The sequence below is a fragment of the Corynebacterium gottingense genome, from assembly GCF_003693265.1.
Taxonomy (GTDB): domain Bacteria; phylum Actinomycetota; class Actinomycetes; order Mycobacteriales; family Mycobacteriaceae; genus Corynebacterium; species Corynebacterium gottingense.
In genome coordinates, this window is record NZ_RDRE01000002.1 from 161773 (window position 1) to 178181 (window position 16409).

Here is a 16409-nt window from a genome sequence, read left to right on the forward strand (position 1 = left end):
AGTTTACTGTGCCGCCTGTGCCCCAGGCGAAGGTCCCGTGGCGCCGAAGGACTCGTAGTCCGGGTAGCGCTCGCGCACCTGTCCCAGCACCTGCTCGGCCGCGGCGGCGTCGCGGCACAGCAGCGCGATCGTCGGCCCGGAGCCTGACACCATCGAGCGCGCGACGCCGGGCAGCGCGCCGGCAAAGGCGAGGATCTCCACGAGGATCGGGCGCATGGTCGTGGCGGCCGCCTCGAGGTCGTTGTGCATCGCGCGGCCGAGCTCGTGGGCGTCGCCCCGCGTCAGGGCCCGCGCTACCGTGGTGGTGCCCAGGCGCGGGACGAGTGCGGGGTCATTGTGCCGCAAGTCATCGAGCAGGCCGAACGCCTGCCCGGTCGGGATGCCGACCTTGGGGTTGAGGAACACCCAGTGGGTGCTGCCGCGGGTGAGCATCTCCACGAGCTCGTCGCCGCGACCGGTGCCGAGCGCGGTGCCGCCCATGAGCGAGAATGGGACGTCCGCGCCCAGTTGTGCGGCGAGCCGGTGAAGCGTGTCTCGGCCGAGCTCGCTGCCGGCAAATTCGGCGAGGTAGGCGTCCGCCGCCACGAGCGCGGCCGCCGCGTCGGCGGAGCCGCCGGCCATCCCGCCGGCGACGAAGACCTGCTTGTCCACCTCGATGTGCACCGGCGGCAGCGCGGTGACCACCTCTGCGCCGCTGCGGCGGTACTCGTCCACCACCGCGTCCACGGCGCGCCAGGCCAGGTTGAAGGGGGCGTCGATGTGTTCCTCCGGGCGCCGCACCCCGAACGTGGTGGTCATACCGGTGACCACGCTGCCGGTGGACACCGGGGGCGCGTCCTGCACGACCAACGTCACCGTCTCGCGGCGATCCACCGCCTGGAAGACGCTGACCAGGTCGTGGTAGCCGTCCGAGCGGGCCTCGCCAACGCCCAGATGCAGGTTGACCTTGCCGGGGGCAGATGCGGAGAAGCGTTGCGCACCGTTGCTCATCGCGCCTCCCCGAGCCGGATGAAGTCCTCGACCCCCAGCTTTTCGCCGCGCAGTCCGGGGTCGATCCCGGCCGCCGTGAGCGCCTCCTCGGCGGCCGCGGGGGCGCCGTAGACCTGGGCGAGGGTCGAGCGCAGGGTTTTGCGGCGTTGGGAAAACGCGGCGTCGATAAGCGGGAAGACCTTGGGGCGCACGGCGCGGCGCGCGGCATCAGCGGTGACGTCGATGCGCACGAGGCCCGAGGAGATGTTCGGCGCGGGCCAGAAGACGTGCTTACCAATGGTGCCGGCGAGCGAAACGTCGCCGTAGAACGCGGCCTTGACGCTCGGCACGCCGTAGATCTTCGAGCCCGGCGCGGCCGCGAGGCGATCCGCCACCTCTTTTTGCACCATCACCAGCACGCGGCGGATGGTGGGGAACTCTTCCAGCAGGTGCAGCAGGACCGGCACGGAAACGTTGTAGGGCAGGTTTGCCACCAGCGCGGTCGGCGCGACGTCCAGGTCGGCGCGGGTCACCGCGAGCGCGTCGATGTTGGTCACCGTCAGCTTCGCGGCGTGGTCGGGGGCACGCTTCTCGACGGTCTGCTGCAGCCGGCCCGCCAACCGCGGATCAATCTCCAACGCGGTGACGTGGGCGGCGGTGTCCACCAGGCCGAGGGTGAGCGAGCCGAGCCCGGGGCCGACCTCCACGACAACGTCGTCCGGGGTCAGCTCCGCGGCGGCGACGATGCGGCGCACCGTGTTCGGGTCGTGCACGAAGTTCTGGCCGAGCTTCTTCGTCGGGGTGACGCCCAGCTCAGCGGCGAGCTCGCGGATCTCGACGGGGCCCAGCAGGTGGGATTGGCTCATGGGGACCCAGCTTACCCAGCCGGGTGGGGCGCGGAGCGACTAGCCAATGCCCAGCTTGGCGGTGCAGGCGGGCCATGCGCCCCAGCCCTGCGCCGCCTGGACCTTCTCGGCCACGGCGATCTGCTGCTCGCGGGTCGCCTGGTTGGCGCTCGGGGCGTAGGCGGTGCCGCCGAAGCCAGCCCAGGTGCTCGGGGTGAACTGCAGGCCGCCTTGGAAACCGTTGCCGGTGTCGATGGCCCAGTTTCCGCCGGACTCGCACTGCGCGATGGTGTCCCACACGGAGCCGCCCGCGACGGACGGGGCGGCGGCGCCGGTGTTTCCCTGCTCGGACTTGGCGGCCTTCTTGGTGCCGCGGTGGATCACGGCCGGGCGCGCTTCCTTGGTCTCGTGCGCGGACGCGATGAAGGTCTCCTCCGGCACGCCGTTGACCACGACGGTGTGGCGCACGACCTGCTTCTCGCCCAGCACCTCTTCCTTGCGGACCTCCTCGGTGCCCTCCTCGAGCTCCGGGTCGTCGACGTACTCGGCCGGTGCCTTCACGTCCATGATCTCGCGGTCCTTGAGCAGCTCGACGCGGTCCAGCGTGATCTGCATGTTCGGGGTCACCGGCGCATCCAGGGCAACGTTGAGGCGGTCGTTGGAGTCGAAGGTCACGCCGCGCTCGGCGAGCAGGTCGCCGACGGTCTTCGCGGCGGCGGAGGTGTAGGTGACGTTGCCGCCGTCATTGATGGCCACGATCTTCGGGGTGGTCACATCCACGTTCAGCCCCTCGGTCACAGGCTGGTCGCGGTCCACGTCGGTCGCGGCGTTGGCCGCCAGGCCCGCCTCGTCCATAAGATCGCCCACGGTGGCGGCGGTGGAGGTCAGCTCCTGCGCCACGCCGTCAACCACCACGGCGACCGGCTTGGCGGTGCGCACAGTGACGGTGTCGCCGTTGGCCAGCTTCTCGCCCGGCGCCGGGTAGACCACGTCCTTGTCGTTCACCTGCACGCCGGCGGCCTCGAGGGCCTTGTTCACGTCGCCGGAGAAGGTGGAGACGTTGGTGGTCTCACCGTTCACGTCGACGGTGATGTCCTTCTGCGCGGCGACGGCAGCGGTGGCGCTGCCGACGATCGCGGCGCCAGCCACAGTGCTGGCCACAACGCGCCGTGCAGCGGGGGTGCGGGAGGTGGTGCGGGACATAGCGGGGATGGTTCCTTCTGTGATACGACCGTGTACTACTGCGGTAACAATACGGTAACGGCGCGGGGTTTACAAGATTGTGACCTCCGCGCGTGTCGCACTCCACAGCCCTATCGCAAAAGTGCCGCCACTCGGCGCTTCTCCCTCCTCAGGCACCACTTTTGTCACACGTTGAACACGCGATCAAACGTTGCCGAGACCTCCTCGGCGAGCGCCTCGACCGCCATTCCCCGCGCCTCGGCGACCACCTTTGCCGTGTGCCCGATGAGCGACGGCTCGTTGCGCGCGCCCCGGAACGGCTCCGGTGTCATGTAGGGAGCATCCGTCTCAATGAGCAGCTGGCCGGCCGGCGCGAGCGCCGCCGCCTCCCGCATGCCCTCGTTGCGCTTGAACGTCACGTTGCCCGCGAAGCTCAGCACGTAGCCGCGCTCGATTGCCTCGCGCGCCACCTCCACCGGCGAGGAGAAGCAGTGCAGCATCACCTCGCGCGGGGCTGGCGCGTCCGCCAGGATGCGCATGAGCTCGGCGTCGCCCTCGCGGTTGTGGATCATGAGCGCCTTCCCGCTCTCCACCGCCAGGTCGATGTGGAAACGCAGCGCCTCCTCCTGCACGTCCAGCGGGGCGGTGCCGTCCGCGTCGTGCTTGAGCCAGTACGTATCGATGCCGGTCTCCCCCACCGCCACGCAGCGCTCGTCCTGGACCATTTCGCGCAGGCGGTCTCTCGTGGGCGCGTCGAGCTCGTGCGCGCGGGTCGGGTGGATCGCGCAGGCGGCGAACACGCGCTCGTTCGCGTGGGCCGTGGCCAGCGCGAGCTCGGCCTCGTCCAGCCCGTCGCCGACGGTGCACATCCGCTCGACGCCCGCGTCCACGGCGCGGGCCACGATCGCATCGACCTCGTCGCGGGTGCGGGCGCCGGCGGAGGCGAGGTGGGTGTGGGCGTCGATAAGCTTGGCGACGCGCTCGGCGGGCACTGGTGTGGGGCGTGGCTTCTTTTTGCTCATACAGTAGAGCCTATGGCATTCCAAGATTTGGACCCGCAGACCCGCACCCAGCTCGACCGCGACCTGGCCGAGGCCGCGGGCCGTGGCATCAACGGCGATGTCGACGCGGTAGTGAAGAGCTTCGAGCACACGCTCGGGTATTACCACCGGCTCCCCGAGGACGTGCGCCGCGGCTACCCGCGCGGCGAGACCGCCCGCATCTTCGGCGCAGCGCTTGGGGCCGCGCTCGTGCGCGACCACAGCTTTGCGTGGCAATTGCTTTTCGACGACTACGGCACCGACCTCGTCGTCGCCCGCGACATCGATACCGCCGAGCCGAAGTACGCCGCCCCCATGGTGATCGTGGACGCCCGCTTCGAGGACGCCGAGCCCGGCAAGCTCACCGCCTTCGTGCAGCAGTTCCTGTGAGCTCTTTGCTAGGTTCAAGCCCATGGCTTCCTTTGATCGCGTCACCGTCCCCGCGCACACCGCAATCCTTGTGCGCGACACCGTCAGCCCCACCGAGATGGCCGCGCTGACCGGCCAGGCTCTGCCCAACCTGCGCGAGTTCCTCATCTCCACCGGCGCCGAGCCAGGGGCCGCGCGCGCCTACATCTTGTCCGAACCTCACGGCACCTTCGACGTCGGCGTCGGCTTTGTGGTGGACGAGCAGGATCTGCCACTGGTGGAGCCGTTCGCTGGGGATACTGGCGATGACCGCGTCGAGCTGGCGCACTTCGATGCGATGACGGCGCTTGTCCACCGCCACACCGGCCCGCGCACTGAACTCTCTGGGGCGTGGCGCGAGTTCGCCGCCGAGGCCGAGGCCGCCGGCGAGCCGCTCGGTGCGGGCAGCTTCGAGGAGCTCGTGTCCGATACCGTGACGGACCTCTACCTGCACCTGCGCTAGCAAAGCAGCTTGTCGACGAGCCCCGCCCCCGTCACCTCGCGCGTCCCCGGCCCCAGGCGCGGGTCAAGGTCCTTCGCGCACGGCACCATGTGGCCGAAGCCCTCGATGGTGGCCAGGTGCACCGGGGCATCCCCGTCCCAGGTATCGAGGTGAATGTGCTCGCTCAGCTGCGTCCGGCCCCGAAACGATGCTCCGTTGCGTGCCGCGAAGTACGCGGCGGAATCGACCGCCGAGCGGGTCACGCCGCGGTTGTTGCCGCCGATGCCGGCCATGCCTCCTTCGTACGGGACGAGCGGGTCTGCGGTCCCCTGCACGCACAGGATCGGGGTCGGGTGCCATGCTCGCGACGGGTCACGCGGGGGAAGCGTGTTCTCCTCGGTGGGCATGGATGCCCCGAATAGGGCGGCTGCGTGGAGGGTGGCGGGGGCGTCGATAAGCATGCGGATGAGCATCTGGCCCCCGTTGGAGAATCCGCAGCCGATGACGCGCTCGTGAGGGTAACGCGCGAGGAGCGCGGTGAGGAAGCCGACGTCGTCGACGCCAAGCGTGCGGGCCGACTCGCGGAAGCCGCGGCGCAGGTCGTTGAAGTGACGGCCCACCCCGTCCGGGTAGATGACGGTGTGTCCGAGCGACTCGAAAATGCGGTCCGTGAAGTTGCGCGCGACGTTGCCCGACTGGCGCGAGCCGTGCAAAAACAGGATCAGCGTGCCGGTGTCCCCGCCGGGGACCTCGACCCAGGTGCGCGTGCGCCCGCCGAATTCCAGCGAGCGCTTCCGCGGTCGTTGCTCGGTCACCCTGCTACTGGACGGGCGCCCACTCGGGGCCCGTCTGCCCCAGCTCCGGATCCAGCTTGGCCACCAGCGGCTTCGGCTTGGCAAGCTCAGTGCCGGCCTCGATGTCCACGCGCTGCCACACCGCCTGCTGGCTGGTGTAATCGCCGGTGATGGTCAGGTACGTCTGCCCCTTCTCCGGCAGACCGACGCCGACGAGGTCGTAGTCAGCGTCGTCGGTGATCTCCTCGATGCGCGGCTCCGCGGCCCACACGCCGGAGCGGCCGAGGGTCTCGTGGACCTTCTGCGCGGTGTGCGGCAGGAACGGGGTGAGCATTGCGTTGCAGTCCGAGACCACCTGCAGGGCGGTCCACAGGACGGTGGCCAGGCGCTCACGCTGCGTGTCATCCTTTGCCAGCTTCCACGGCTCCTGGTCCGCGATGTAGGCGTTCGCCTCGCCGACGACGTGCATGACCTTCGTAATCGCCGCCTTGAAGTGCGCCTTGGACAGGTCCTCGCCGGCGGTGGCGAAGGTCTGCTCGGCCAGGTCCAGGATGGCTCGGTCCGCGTCGTCGAGGTGTCCCGGGGTGGGCACGGCACCGAAGTTCTTGTGCGCCATGGACACGGTGCGGTTGACCAGGTTGCCCCAGCCGTTCGCGAGCTCGTTGTTCACGCGGCGGACAAACTCGTCCCAGGTGAAGTCCGTGTCATTGTTCTCGGGGCCGGCCACCGCGATGAAGTAGCGCAGCGGGTCCGGGCCGAACTCCTTGAGGAAGTCCTTGACGTAGATGACCACGCCCTTGGAGGACGAGAACTTGGAGCCGGACATGGTGAGGAACTCGGAGGAGACGACCTCAGTGGGCAGGTTGAGCTCGCCGAGCGCGTGGGACTCGCCGCCCTTCGCCCCCTTACCGGCGTAGCCGAGCAGCTCGGCGGGCCAAATCTGGGAGTGGAAGGTGATGTTGTCCTTGCCCATGAAGTAGTAGCCCTCGGTGGCCGGGTCCTGCCAGAAGGTTTTCCACGCCTCCGGGTCACCGGTGCGCGCGGCCCACTCGATGGAGGCAGACAGGTAGCCGATGACCGCGTCGAACCAGACGTAGAGCTTCTTCGACGGGTTGTCCTGCCAGTCCTCCACCGGGATCGGGATCCCCCAGTCGATGTCGCGCGTCATCGCGCGCGGGCGCATGTCCTCGAGCAGGTTGAGCGAGAACTTGAGCACGTTCGGGCGCCAGTCCTGGCGCGTCTCCAGCCACGACGCGAGCGCATCGTGCATGGCCGGCAGGTCCAGCATGAAGTGCTCGGTCTCGATGAACTCCGGAGTTTCCCCGTTGATCTTGGAGACCGGGTTGATCAGGTCGGCCGGGTCGAGCTGGTTGCCGCAGGTGTCGCACTGGTCGCCACGGGCGTCGTCGGCGCCGCAGATCGGGCAGGTGCCCTCGATGTAGCGGTCCGGCAAGGTACGGCCTGTCGACGGGGAGATCGCGCCCTTGGTGGTCTCCTTGACCATGTAGCCGTTGGCGTAGAGGCCTTTGAACAGCTCCTGGACCACCGCGTAGTGGTTGCGCGTGGTGGTACGGGTGAACAGGTCGTAGGACAGGCCCAGACCAGCAAGGTCGTGGACGATCTGCTCGTTGTAGCGGTCCGCCAGCTCCTTCACAGTCACGCCCTCTTTGTCCGCCTGGACCAGGAGCGGGGTGCCGTGCTCATCAGTACCGGAGACCATGAGCACATTCTTGCCGCGCATTCGCTGGTAGCGGGCAAACACGTCGGAGGGCACGCCGAAGCCGGCGACGTGGCCGATGTGGCGCGGGCCATTGGCGTAGGGCCAGGCCACGCACACAAGAACGTTCTCAGGGGCCGTAGGGGTCTCAGGTGAAGTCATGGTGTTTAGCATAATCAACGCGCGTGCCCGGTCGAATCAGGGCATGAAAAATCCCCAGCACCCGGCTGGTGGGGTGCTGGGGACGGTGACGCGGTGGCGTCGAGAAGCGAGCGCTACTTGCGCTTGCCAGTGAAGGCGCGCTTGACCTGTGCCTTGCGCGCGTTCAGCTCGCGCTGATCGCGGTGCATGCGGCGCTCGATGGCCAGCTGGCGGGAGAAGCGCTCCTGCTCCTTCTTATCCAGGTAGATCGTGTCGTTGGACAGATCCTTCACAATCGCGAACATCAGCGCGATGAGGATAAGCAGGAACGGGGTTGCCGCGACGATGGTCACGGACTGCAGCGAGTTCAGCGCGTCCGAGCCACCGGAGATCAGCAGGGTGAGGCCGACGGCTGCGGTGGCCAGACCCCACATCGCGGCGATCCACGGCTTCGCGTCGGACTTGCCGTTCTGGGTCATGGATGCCATGACGGTGGAGGCGGAGTCCGCCGAGGTGATGAAGAAGGTGGCGAGCAGCAGCAGCGCGAACACGCCCATCACCACGCCACCCGGCAGGGAGTGCAGCAGGTTGAACAGCTGCTGCTCCGAGGAGCCGTCTGCGTAGATGGACTCGCCGGTCTGCTCCATGTGGATGGCGGTGCCGCCGAAGATGGCGAACCACACGGTGGACAGGCCGGACGGGACGAGCAGGACGCCCAGGCAGAACTCGCGGATGGTGCGGCCGCGGGAGATGCGAGCCAGGAAGGTGCCCACGAACGGGGACCAGGAGATCCACCATGCCCAGTAGAAGATGGTCCAGCTGGACAGGAAGTCGCCAGCCTCGCCGTCAGCACTCTCGGCGGTGCGGCCTGCCATCTCGAAGAAGTTCTGCAGGTAGGTGCCGACAGACGTCGGCAGCAGGTTGAGCTGTACGACGGTCGGGCCGAAGACGAACACGAAGATTGCCAGCAGCGCGGCGATCACCATGTTGGTGTTAGACAGCCACTGGATGCCCTTGGACACGCCGGACATGGCGGAGAGCAGGAACGCGAGCGTCAGCACGGCGACAATGCCGATGATGAGGCCGTTCGACGGGTCGTGGACAAAGCCGGATGCCTCGAGGCCGGAGCTGATCTGCATCGCGCCCAAGCCCAGGGAGCAGGCGGTACCGAAGATGGTGGCAAAGATGGCAAAGCCGTCAATGAGCTTGCCCAGCGGGCCGTCCGCGGCCTTCTGGCCGATCAACGGGATGAACGCGCTGGACAGCAGCTGCTTGCGGCCGAGACGGAAGGTGGAGTACGCAATTGCGAGACCCATGATGGCGTAGACCGCCCACGGGTGCAGGGTCCAGTGGAACATGGTCTGCGACATCGCGGTGCCCACCTCGTGCGGCTCGTGGCCCGGCACGCCGTCGCGGTACATGGCCAGCGGCTCGGAGGCGCCGTAGAACATCAGGCCGATGCCCATGCCCGCGGCGAACATCATGGCGATCCAGGATGTCGTCTTAAACTCGGGCCGCTCGTCGGCGGAGCCCAGGCGGATGGTGCCGAAGTTCGAGCAGGCGATGACCAGCACGAAGACCACGAAGGCGGTGCCGCCGAGCACGAAGGCCCAGCCCAGATTGTTGATGACCCAGCCGAAGGCCGCGTCTGCGAAGTTGGAGAAATTCTCCGGCGCAAGCAAGCCCCACGCGACCATGGCGACCACGATGACCGCAATTGGCACAATGATGCCCCAGTCGACCGGCGCGTCCTCCGCATCGGCCTGGCGCTCGATCTGCTCTTCGGGGTCCTGGTAGTTGCCACGTTCGCCGGCGCTATCGGCCTGCAGCAGCGAGACGAGCTCACCAGCCGCGGACGGCGCGGGGTCGGTGGAGTTGTTCTCAATTTGCGGATCTGCAGTCCGCGGTTCTGCGCCCGGATCGTGCGGATCCAAGCCAGTCTCACGCCGAGACATCAATCACTCCTCAAGTATCGAAAAACTCGTATGACCTTTGCAGGGTATCTGATAAATAGTCTCAGCACGAACCGAGCGCAATCTTTTCCCGGATCTGGTAGAGGGACGTTGTCGCTGCGTACTTTCGCGTCTAGTCCGCGCGCGCGGCAAGGGCCGCATTATAGAGGTCGCCCGTCTTCACGCCGTGTGCCTTGGCCACGGCCTTGCACGCGTCCTTCATCCGCTCACCCGCATCGACCCGTTCGAAGACGAGTTCCACCAGGTCCTCGGGGTTCTGCTCCGCCCTGGTGCCGCCCTCAATGACGACGGTGATCTCCCCGCGCACGCCTTCCTCGGCCCACGCGGCGAGCTCCTCCAGCGTGCCGCGCTTGACCTCCTCGTACGTCTTGGTCAGCTCGCGGCACACCGCGGCGCGGCGGTCGGCGCCCAAGATCTCGGCCGCGCGCGACAGGGTCGCGGCGATGCGGTGTGGGGACTCGAAGAAGCACACCGCGCGCTCCTGCCCCACCAGCGAGCGCAGCCAGGTCTCCTGGGCACCGGGCTTGCGGGGCGCGAAGCCGTCGAAAAGAAAATGCCCCACGCTCAGGCCGGACAGGGCAAGCGCCGTGGTCACCGCGCTCGGCCCTGGCAGGCAGGTCACGGGAACGCCCGCGTCGTGCGCGGCGGCGACGATGGAGTGGCCTGGGTCGGAGACCAGCGGCATGCCCGCGTCGGTGACCACCAGCACGACCCCGGCCCGCGCGTCCCGGAGCAGTTCCTCGGTGCGCGCGTCCTCGTTGTGGTCAAAGTTGGAGACGATCTTGCCGCGCGGCTCGACCCCCAGCGCCGCGGCCAGCGCGCGAGTCCGCCGGGTATCCTCCGCCGCGATTACGTCCGCGCGCTCGAGCAGCGTGCGCAGCCGCTCGCTCGCGTCCGCGACGTTGCCCAGCGGCGTGGCCGCGAGCACGATGCCGGTCTGTGGCAGCGAATCCTGGGGCAGATCTGTGGAGGCAACCATAAACGCCAAGCATACGCACGAACCAGTAAGATCCTTGTCCGTGAGTACCCAAGTGCCAGCTTCCGCCCCACCCGCGTCGCCTACGCTGCCGCCTGCGCCGAAGCGCTGGCGCGCGAAGCGCCCCGAGCCGTCCGCGCCCGTCACGGTCCCGTGGACCAAGCGCGATACCGTCTCCGCGACCGTGATCGGCGTGCTCGCACTGCTGACCCGCTTCATCGGGTTGACCCAGCCGACGTCGGGTGGCACGCCGGTGTTTGATGAGAAGCACTACGTCCCGCAGGCGTTCGACATGGTGCGCGACTACATCAACCCGGTCCTGGGCGGCATCGAGTCCAACCCGGGGTACGGCCTCGTCGTGCACCCGCCGTTGGGCAAGCAGCTGCTGGCGTGGGGCGAGCAGCTCTTCGGCTACACCCCGCTCGGCTGGCGCCTCATGACCGCGCTGTTCGGCACCGCCATCGTCGTCTTCGTCTTCCTCATCGCGCGCCGCGTGAGCCAGTCCACCAGTATCGGTTTGTTCGCGGGCATCATCGCGCTTTTCGACGGAGTGCTGCTGGTCACCGCCAAATTCGGCATGCTCGATGTGTTCGAGGTCTTCTTCGTCGTCGCGGCGGCGTGGACGCTCGCCGGCGACATGCAGCAGGTGCACCGCCGCTGGCACGACGCCTACCTGACCGGGAAGCTGGACGGCACGGACGAGCTCGGCCCCCGCCTGGGCTTCCGCTGGTGGCGCTTCGCCACCGGTGTCCTGCTCGGCCTGGCCATGGCTGTGAAGTGGTCGGGCATGTACTACATCGCGTTCTACGGCCTGCTCTCCGCGTTCTGGGACCTCTGGCTGCGCAAGCGCTACGGGGTGAAAAAGCCGCTGGCGGGCGCGCTGCTTCGCGACGTCCCCTCCGCCCTCGCCTCCATCGTCCTCGTCCCCGCGCTGCTCTACATCTGGTCCTGGCGCGCCTGGTTCGCCTCGGAGACCTCCGTGTACCGCCACGCGGTTGCCGACGGCACCGTGGCCGACTCCGATTGGCCCTGGCTGACCAATCTCCCCTCCCCCGCCGCGGACTGGCTGTACTACCACTTTTCCGTCCTCGAGTTCCACAGCTCGCTGACATCCTCCTCCGGGCACTCCCACCCGTGGGACTCCAAGCCTTGGTCCTGGCTCGTGGCCTCGCGCCCCATCCTCTACTACTCCAACACCGACCTGGCCTGCGGCGACGGCGGCACCTGCCGGGAAATGATCTTCCTCTTTGGCACCCCGGTGATCTGGTGGCTGACCATCCCGATCCTGCTGTGGGGCGCGTGGGTGTGGATCACCCGCCGCGACTTCCGCGTCATCGTCCCGATGGTGGCGTTCATGGCCGGCTTCCTCCCGTGGCTGGCAGCCTTCGACCGCCAGATGTACTTCTTCTACGCCGCCCCGCTCGTCCCGTTCACCGCGGTCCTGCTCGCGCTCGCGCTGGGCAACCTGGCGCAGAAAGGCGCGCCGAGCGGCAACCGGCTCGTGCGGCGGATCGCCGGCGCGGACCTGCGCACCGGGCAGCTCGCCGTGATCGTGTACCTGGCCCTTGTCGTAGCCAGCTTCGTGTACTGGTCCCCCATCCTCTACGGCTTCATGGTGCCGGAGGACTACTACCACTCGCTCATGTGGCTGCCCAGCTGGAAATAGCGTGCTAGCTGGGGTTCGCGTCCAGCAGATGCCAGGCGCGGCGGATTTCAATCCCGCGGTCCGCCACCCACGTCCATACGAGCCCGAAGAGGGTAACCAGCGGGATGAGCACAATGCTGGGCACGAACTCGCCGGTGGAGAGCACCCAGTCGCGCACCGCGAAGCCCGCGGTAAAGGTGAACATCGTGCCCACGATGAGCAGGACGCCCGGGATCTGGCGCGGACGCCAGGCGGTGACGCCGAGCGCCAGCGCGACACCGAAGCGGACGGCCGCCGTAGACGTCTCCAGCGAGTCCGTACCGCCGCCGTGAACCAGCAGCAGCACCGCCCACACCGCCCACACCACCGCAGCGGCGATAAGCGCCACGCGACCAATCGCCAGGGTGATAAGGCGGCGCTGCTCGAGCTTGCGCCACGTATCGTCCACGCCCGCCATGATGACCTCGGAGAGGTCGTGGGGCGGCGCCATCCCGCCGTCCACTTCGGCGAAGCTCATGCGCCGGGAGAGGGAAAGCGCGCGCTCCCAGTAGGCGGTGCACTCCTCGCACTGCGCCAGGTGGGCGTCCACGATGGCGTCGTCAAGCCCGGGCGACTCGCCGTCGATACGCGCGGAGAGCGCGGCCTGGACCTCCTCGTGGCTAACCACGGGTGAGCACCCCGTCCAGGCTCGCGCGGCCCGTGCCAAAGACCACGAGAGCGAAGAGCGCGGCGGCGAGCACCAGCGTGTACTCCACGCCTCCGTGCTCCACGAAGAAGCCGTTGCCCAGGTGCACGAAGTAGGCGGCGGCGAGTGAGAGGATGAGCAGCAACAACGCCGCGATCGTGGTGAGCAGACCGATCACCAGGAAGGTCCCGCCGATCAGCTCGACGGCGCCCGTCACATACGCGCTCAGCTGCGGCTGCGGTACCCCCGCGTACGCAAGCTGTTCGGCAGTTTTATTCATGCCGACAGCGAACCAGTGCTGGTAGCCGCGGGCAACAAACACGGCCCCAACGACCAGGCGTAAGAGTAGGAGTGCGAAGTCTCGAACGGCAGGCCTGTTCATGCCATTTACCCTACCGATGGAACCGAACGGCCATAAATCGAGTCAAATATATATGAGCAATTTCAACGAGACACCCAAGTCCCTGCCCATCACCTGCGACGACGGTCTGGTCCGCCCGCCGTGGGCCGCCACCGATCCCCTCCTGCGCGAGTACTACGACACCGAGTGGGGCATGCCGCTTACCGACGAAGCGTCGCTCTTCGAGCGCGTCTGCCTCGAAGGGTTCCAAGTCGGCCTGTCCTGGCGCCTGATCCTGTCCAAGCGCGACGCGTTCCGCGAGGCGTTCCATGGCTTCGACCCGGACGAAGTCGCCGCCATGGACTCCGTCGACCACCTGATGGACAACCCCGGGCTGATCCGCAACCCGAACAAGCTCAAGGCCGCGGTCACTAACGCGAGGGCGACCCTCGCGCTGCGCGAGGAGGGCACGCACCTCGGCGAGTTCATCTGGTCCTACAAACCGGCAACCACGCCGCGTCCCCGCACCGCCGAGGAGGTGCCGACCACCTCGCCGGAGTCCAAGGCACTCGCGCGGGACTTAAAGAAGCGCGGCTTCACCTTCGTCGGCCCCGTCACCATGTACGCGCTCATGGAGTCCGTGGGCATCGTGGACACCAACCTCGTTGGGACGTGGCGGCGCGGCGCCTCCGGTGTGTGGAGCGCCGAGGAGCTCGGCGAGGGCTGACGAGGGGGTGAGCTAGCAGTCCTCCATATCCGCGAAGGCCTCCTCCACGGAGGCGTGCTCCTCGCGGGATTCCTCCCACACCTCCTTGGCTGCGGACAGGTTGATGACCGCGATGATCGCGCCGACGACGATGTCGAACCAGGCGGTGGACCACACGAACGTGAGGAGGCCTGCCACGATGATGAGGAGGTTGGCCAGGGCGTCGTTTCGCGCCGCGAGCCACGCGCCCTTGGCCAGCGAGGACCCCTGGTCCCGCAACCGCAGCAGAATGACGGCGCAAATCACGTTCACAACGAGCGCGCCGACCGCGACGCCGGTCAGCCCCTCGGGCGAGGGCGCAACCGGGTTGATGAGCTTGGTCACCACCATGACGATGGCGGCAATCGCCGGAATGAGGATCAGCGCGGCGAGAACGCTGCCGGCCGCGCGACGATGAGGACGGCGCGGCGGATGGTTTGTGTGGTCACGAGTCCCTCCTACACGAAACCCCCGTTGCCGACACCGTAAGTGCTGGCAGCGGGGGTAGTTTCCCTTGTGGAGCTAAGGGGAATCGAACCCCTGACCTTCGCATTGCGAACGCGACGCTCTACCAACTGAGCTATAGCCCCTCGCTGGTTTGAAAGGTTACTCCTTTCACCCCAGAGCATGAAATCCGCAGGTCACTAGCTTGCGCGGGGCGTGTACTCGCCGTAGCCGTCCTCCCGCGGCTGCGGGCGCACGTAGCCAGGCAGCGCGTCGAAGTCCGGGTGTTCCTCGTCCAGGTCCAGGATCACGGAGCCGACGCGGCGGCGCTCGCGGGGGGTGGGCTGCGGGCGGTCCACGTCAACGCCGAGGCGGGCGCGGCGCAACTGGCGCACGCGGCGCTCGTGCAGCGCGCGCTCCTTCTTCACCACGCCACGAAGGACGATGAGGAACCAGGCGGTCAGACCGGCGGTGATGGCGGGCAGGACCCAGGTCCACCCGCCCACGACGAACGCGACGACAAAGGTGACCACGAAGGAGGCGATGAGCACCAGCAGGGTGCGCTGGCGGCGCTGGAACCGGTCCGCCTTTGCGGTGCGCTCGCGCTCCGGGTCGTAGCCGCCGCGCCCACGGCGGGTCTTGGCAAACTCCAGGTCGCTGTCGTCCGGTTCAAAATCGGGCTCGGGTTCCGTTTCAGGTGCGACTTCGGCGGTGGAGGAGTCGTCTGCGTCCTCAGAGCTCTCAGAGCCCTCGGGGGCGTAGCCGAAATCTGAGGGCGCGCCGTAGGACTCGCTGATCTCGTAGCGGTCGGCTTCCGCGTCAGTGTCCACGACGGTGGAACCTCCCTGAGGCTCCCCGTCAATCGCCTCGTCACCCTTTTCGTCACTCTCCTCGTCAAGGTCGACGACGGTGGAACCCGCCTCCTCGTCCTCCGGCTCGGCGTCGATGACCACGGGGCGGTCCTCCTGGGTCGCGACCTCTTTGCGGAAGAAGTTGCGGAGGGTGGGTGTGTCGTCGATAAGCACCTGCTCCTCCTCGGCCTCGACGATCTCGACGTCATCTTCGGCGGCGGTGTGGTGGTGCACATCGGCGGACGTGAGCTTGGGGCGGCGGCGGGCCACGACGGGTTCGGTGCCTCCCTCGTGCAGGACGCGCGTTTCCTCGTACCCCTCGCCAGAGCGGCGAATCTTCTTCGTGTTCCCCAGCATCATCGGCGCAAGCACGATGACCCACACGACGAGAATGAGGACCAGAATGAGGCTCGGGCTGCCCATGGGCAATGCCACCTTTCAACGCAACCAATTGGGTGTGTACACAGAACTGGCCCCAACGCTATCCGTGCGCGCTCGGCCCCACCGCCAGGCGCGCCGGACCCTGCGCCTGAAAAATTACTGAACCGGCCGAACGCGCCCCGCCGCGCGCAGCCGCTCCACGGCGGTGTGCGGGAAATCGTCCGCGTTCAGCGCCACGAAGTGGTGGTCGCGCCACTGCCCGTCGATGTGCAGGTTCTTGCGGAGGTAGCCCTCCTCGCGGTAGCCATTTGCCAGGAGCACGCTTTTCGACGCCGGGTTGTCCGGCAGGAACGTCGCCGTCACCCGGTGCATGCCCACCCTCGCAAAGGCGTGGTCCGTGCCGAGCGCGCACGCCGCTGTCGCGATGCCGCGCCCCATGAACGGCGAGTGGACCCAGTAGCCGATCCAGCACTCGCTCACCGCACCGTGCTGGATATTGCCCAGCGTCACCTGCCCGGCGAACTCGCCGTCCGCGACGATGACCAGCGGCACGACGACCCCGTCAGCCGCCAGCTTTTTCAGGTTAAGCCAGTTGGCACGCCAGGCTTGCGGCGAGTGCGCGTCAGCCCACGTCCCTTGTACGGTCGGCTCGACCGGCTTGAGCCAGTGCTCGTCCAGCACGCGGGTTTCGCTCCATGCGCGACCGTCGCCGGATTTGAGCGGGCGCAGGTGGACGTGTGTTCCGTCCGCCAGCCGCAGCGCGGGCGTCGTTTCCGGCCAGCCCGGCGTGGGCTCGCGGAAGAGTGCAAACAGGTCCACCGGGGCAGGTTC

The 16409-nt window shown here is 67.8% G+C and carries 17 protein-coding genes and 1 tRNA gene; 4 read left to right on the plus strand and 14 right to left on the minus strand.

Features of this window, described 5'->3' with window-relative positions; translation table 11 throughout:
• Positions 1-3: 3 nt before the first annotated feature.
• From EAW56_RS02380 to EAW56_RS02395, 4 genes are all read right to left on the minus strand, one after another.
• On the minus strand, positions 4-990 hold the full coding sequence (locus tag EAW56_RS02380; RefSeq protein ID WP_122084873.1) for a 4-(cytidine 5'-diphospho)-2-C-methyl-D-erythritol kinase: 987 nt from the start codon (positions 988-990) through the stop codon (positions 4-6).
• Positions 987-1835 (minus strand): 16S rRNA (adenine(1518)-N(6)/adenine(1519)-N(6))-dimethyltransferase RsmA, encoded by an 849-nt coding sequence (gene rsmA, locus EAW56_RS02385; protein ID WP_095553222.1) that lies wholly within the window; start codon positions 1833-1835, stop codon positions 987-989. The genes EAW56_RS02380 and rsmA overlap by 4 nt, the downstream gene beginning before the upstream one ends.
• Before the next feature lie 39 nt (positions 1836-1874).
• A complete protein-coding gene (locus EAW56_RS02390) occupies positions 1875-3017 on the minus strand; it encodes a resuscitation-promoting factor (protein ID WP_122084875.1) in 1143 nt (380 codons plus the stop codon).
• 164 nt (positions 3018-3181) lie between these two features.
• Positions 3182-4018 carry a TatD family hydrolase gene (locus EAW56_RS02395; protein ID WP_095276974.1) on the minus strand — a complete coding sequence of 279 codons (837 nt, stop codon included), beginning with the start codon at positions 4016-4018 and terminating at the stop codon, positions 3182-3184.
• A 12-nt stretch (positions 4019-4030) separates the two neighbouring features.
• Between EAW56_RS02395 and EAW56_RS02400 the strand changes: the two genes are divergently transcribed.
• Both EAW56_RS02400 and EAW56_RS02405 read left to right on the plus strand, forming a co-directional pair.
• Positions 4031-4426 (plus strand): DUF3806 domain-containing protein, encoded by a 396-nt coding sequence (locus EAW56_RS02400; protein WP_122084876.1) that lies wholly within the window; start codon positions 4031-4033, stop codon positions 4424-4426.
• A gap of 22 nt (positions 4427-4448) precedes the next feature.
• Positions 4449-4907: a GyrI-like domain-containing protein gene (locus EAW56_RS02405; RefSeq protein ID WP_095276978.1), complete on the plus strand. Its 459-nt coding sequence runs from the start codon at positions 4449-4451 to the stop codon at positions 4905-4907.
• Here EAW56_RS02405 and EAW56_RS02410 read toward each other — a convergent pair.
• The 4 genes from EAW56_RS02410 to rsmI form a co-directional block, all read right to left on the minus strand.
• Complete coding sequence (locus EAW56_RS02410; RefSeq protein WP_122084878.1) at positions 4904-5701, minus strand: CE1 family esterase; 798 nt, start codon at positions 5699-5701, stop codon at positions 4904-4906. The two genes, EAW56_RS02405 and EAW56_RS02410, sit on opposite strands and share 4 nt — an antisense overlap.
• 4 nt (positions 5702-5705) lie before the next feature.
• The gene (gene metG, locus EAW56_RS02415) at positions 5706-7559 is read right to left on the minus strand and encodes a methionine--tRNA ligase (RefSeq protein WP_244213324.1); all 1854 of its coding nucleotides are present in this window, start codon (positions 7557-7559) and stop codon (positions 5706-5708) included.
• Between the two features lie 113 nt (positions 7560-7672).
• Positions 7673-9493: a BCCT family transporter gene (locus EAW56_RS02420; RefSeq protein ID WP_122084881.1), complete on the minus strand. Its 1821-nt coding sequence runs from the start codon at positions 9491-9493 to the stop codon at positions 7673-7675.
• 130 nt (positions 9494-9623) lie between these two features.
• Positions 9624-10490 (minus strand): 16S rRNA (cytidine(1402)-2'-O)-methyltransferase, encoded by an 867-nt coding sequence (rsmI, locus tag EAW56_RS02425; RefSeq protein WP_122084883.1) that lies wholly within the window; start codon positions 10488-10490, stop codon positions 9624-9626.
• Positions 10491-10524: 34 nt separating this feature from the next.
• Here rsmI and EAW56_RS02430 point away from each other — a divergent pair, with 34 nt between their 5' ends.
• Positions 10525-12153 carry a dolichyl-phosphate-mannose--protein mannosyltransferase gene (locus EAW56_RS02430; protein ID WP_415528284.1) on the plus strand — a complete coding sequence of 543 codons (1629 nt, stop codon included), beginning with the start codon at positions 10525-10527 and terminating at the stop codon, positions 12151-12153.
• A gap of 4 nt (positions 12154-12157) precedes the next feature.
• Here the strand turns inward: EAW56_RS02430 and EAW56_RS02435 are convergent, their stop codons facing one another.
• Positions 12158-12799, minus strand: coding sequence for a zf-HC2 domain-containing protein (locus tag EAW56_RS02435; protein WP_095535737.1), 642 nt, complete (start codon positions 12797-12799; stop codon positions 12158-12160).
• On the minus strand, positions 12792-13199 hold the full coding sequence (locus EAW56_RS02440) for a DoxX family protein (protein WP_122084885.1): 408 nt from the start codon (positions 13197-13199) through the stop codon (positions 12792-12794). The genes EAW56_RS02435 and EAW56_RS02440 overlap by 8 nt, the downstream gene beginning before the upstream one ends.
• Positions 13200-13251: 52 nt before the next feature.
• Here EAW56_RS02440 and EAW56_RS02445 point away from each other — a divergent pair, with 52 nt between their 5' ends.
• The gene (locus tag EAW56_RS02445) at positions 13252-13884 is read left to right on the plus strand and encodes a DNA-3-methyladenine glycosylase I (RefSeq protein ID WP_122084887.1); all 633 of its coding nucleotides are present in this window, start codon (positions 13252-13254) and stop codon (positions 13882-13884) included.
• Positions 13885-13896: 12 nt separating this feature from the next.
• Here the strand turns inward: EAW56_RS02445 and EAW56_RS02450 are convergent, their stop codons facing one another.
• The 4 genes from EAW56_RS02450 to EAW56_RS02465 all read right to left on the minus strand — a co-directional run bounded on the left by EAW56_RS02450 (position 13897) and on the right by EAW56_RS02465 (position 16397).
• Entirely contained in the window at positions 13897-14286 is a 390-nt protein-coding gene (locus EAW56_RS02450) for a cation efflux transmembrane domain-containing protein (protein WP_341867408.1), read from the minus strand.
• 133 nt (positions 14287-14419) lie between these two features.
• Positions 14420-14492 (minus strand) — tRNA-Ala (locus tag EAW56_RS02455).
• 54 nt (positions 14493-14546) lie between these two features.
• Positions 14547-15620, minus strand: coding sequence for a divisome protein SepX/GlpR (gene sepX, locus EAW56_RS02460; RefSeq protein WP_122084889.1), 1074 nt, complete (start codon positions 15618-15620; stop codon positions 14547-14549).
• Between the two features lie 114 nt (positions 15621-15734).
• On the minus strand, positions 15735-16397 hold the full coding sequence (locus EAW56_RS02465) for a GNAT family N-acetyltransferase (protein ID WP_095537727.1): 663 nt from the start codon (positions 16395-16397) through the stop codon (positions 15735-15737).
• Between the last annotated feature and the right edge of the window lie 12 nt (positions 16398-16409).

Coding starts and splice junctions, on each gene's coding strand:
- EAW56_RS02445 (WP_122084887.1), top strand. CDS start 13,252: ATGAGCAATTTCAACGAGACACCCAAGTCCCTGCCCATCACCTGCGAC.
- rsmA (WP_095553222.1), bottom strand. CDS start 1,835: ATGAGCCAATCCCACCTGCTGGGCCCCGTCGAGATCCGCGAGCTCGCC.
- metG (WP_244213324.1), bottom strand. CDS start 7,559: ATGACTTCACCTGAGACCCCTACGGCCCCTGAGAACGTTCTTGTGTGC.
- EAW56_RS02405 (WP_095276978.1), top strand. CDS start 4,449: ATGGCTTCCTTTGATCGCGTCACCGTCCCCGCGCACACCGCAATCCTT.
- sepX (WP_122084889.1), bottom strand. CDS start 15,620: ATGGGCAGCCCGAGCCTCATTCTGGTCCTCATTCTCGTCGTGTGGGTC.
- rsmI (WP_122084883.1), bottom strand. CDS start 10,490: ATGGTTGCCTCCACAGATCTGCCCCAGGATTCGCTGCCACAGACCGGC.
- EAW56_RS02400 (WP_122084876.1), top strand. CDS start 4,031: ATGGCATTCCAAGATTTGGACCCGCAGACCCGCACCCAGCTCGACCGC.
- EAW56_RS02380 (WP_122084873.1), bottom strand. CDS start 990: ATGAGCAACGGTGCGCAACGCTTCTCCGCATCTGCCCCCGGCAAGGTC.
- EAW56_RS02390 (WP_122084875.1), bottom strand. CDS start 3,017: ATGTCCCGCACCACCTCCCGCACCCCCGCTGCACGGCGCGTTGTGGCC.
- EAW56_RS02420 (WP_122084881.1), bottom strand. CDS start 9,493: ATGTCTCGGCGTGAGACTGGCTTGGATCCGCACGATCCGGGCGCAGAA.
- EAW56_RS02440 (WP_122084885.1), bottom strand. CDS start 13,199: ATGAACAGGCCTGCCGTTCGAGACTTCGCACTCCTACTCTTACGCCTG.
- EAW56_RS02395 (WP_095276974.1), bottom strand. CDS start 4,018: ATGAGCAAAAAGAAGCCACGCCCCACACCAGTGCCCGCCGAGCGCGTC.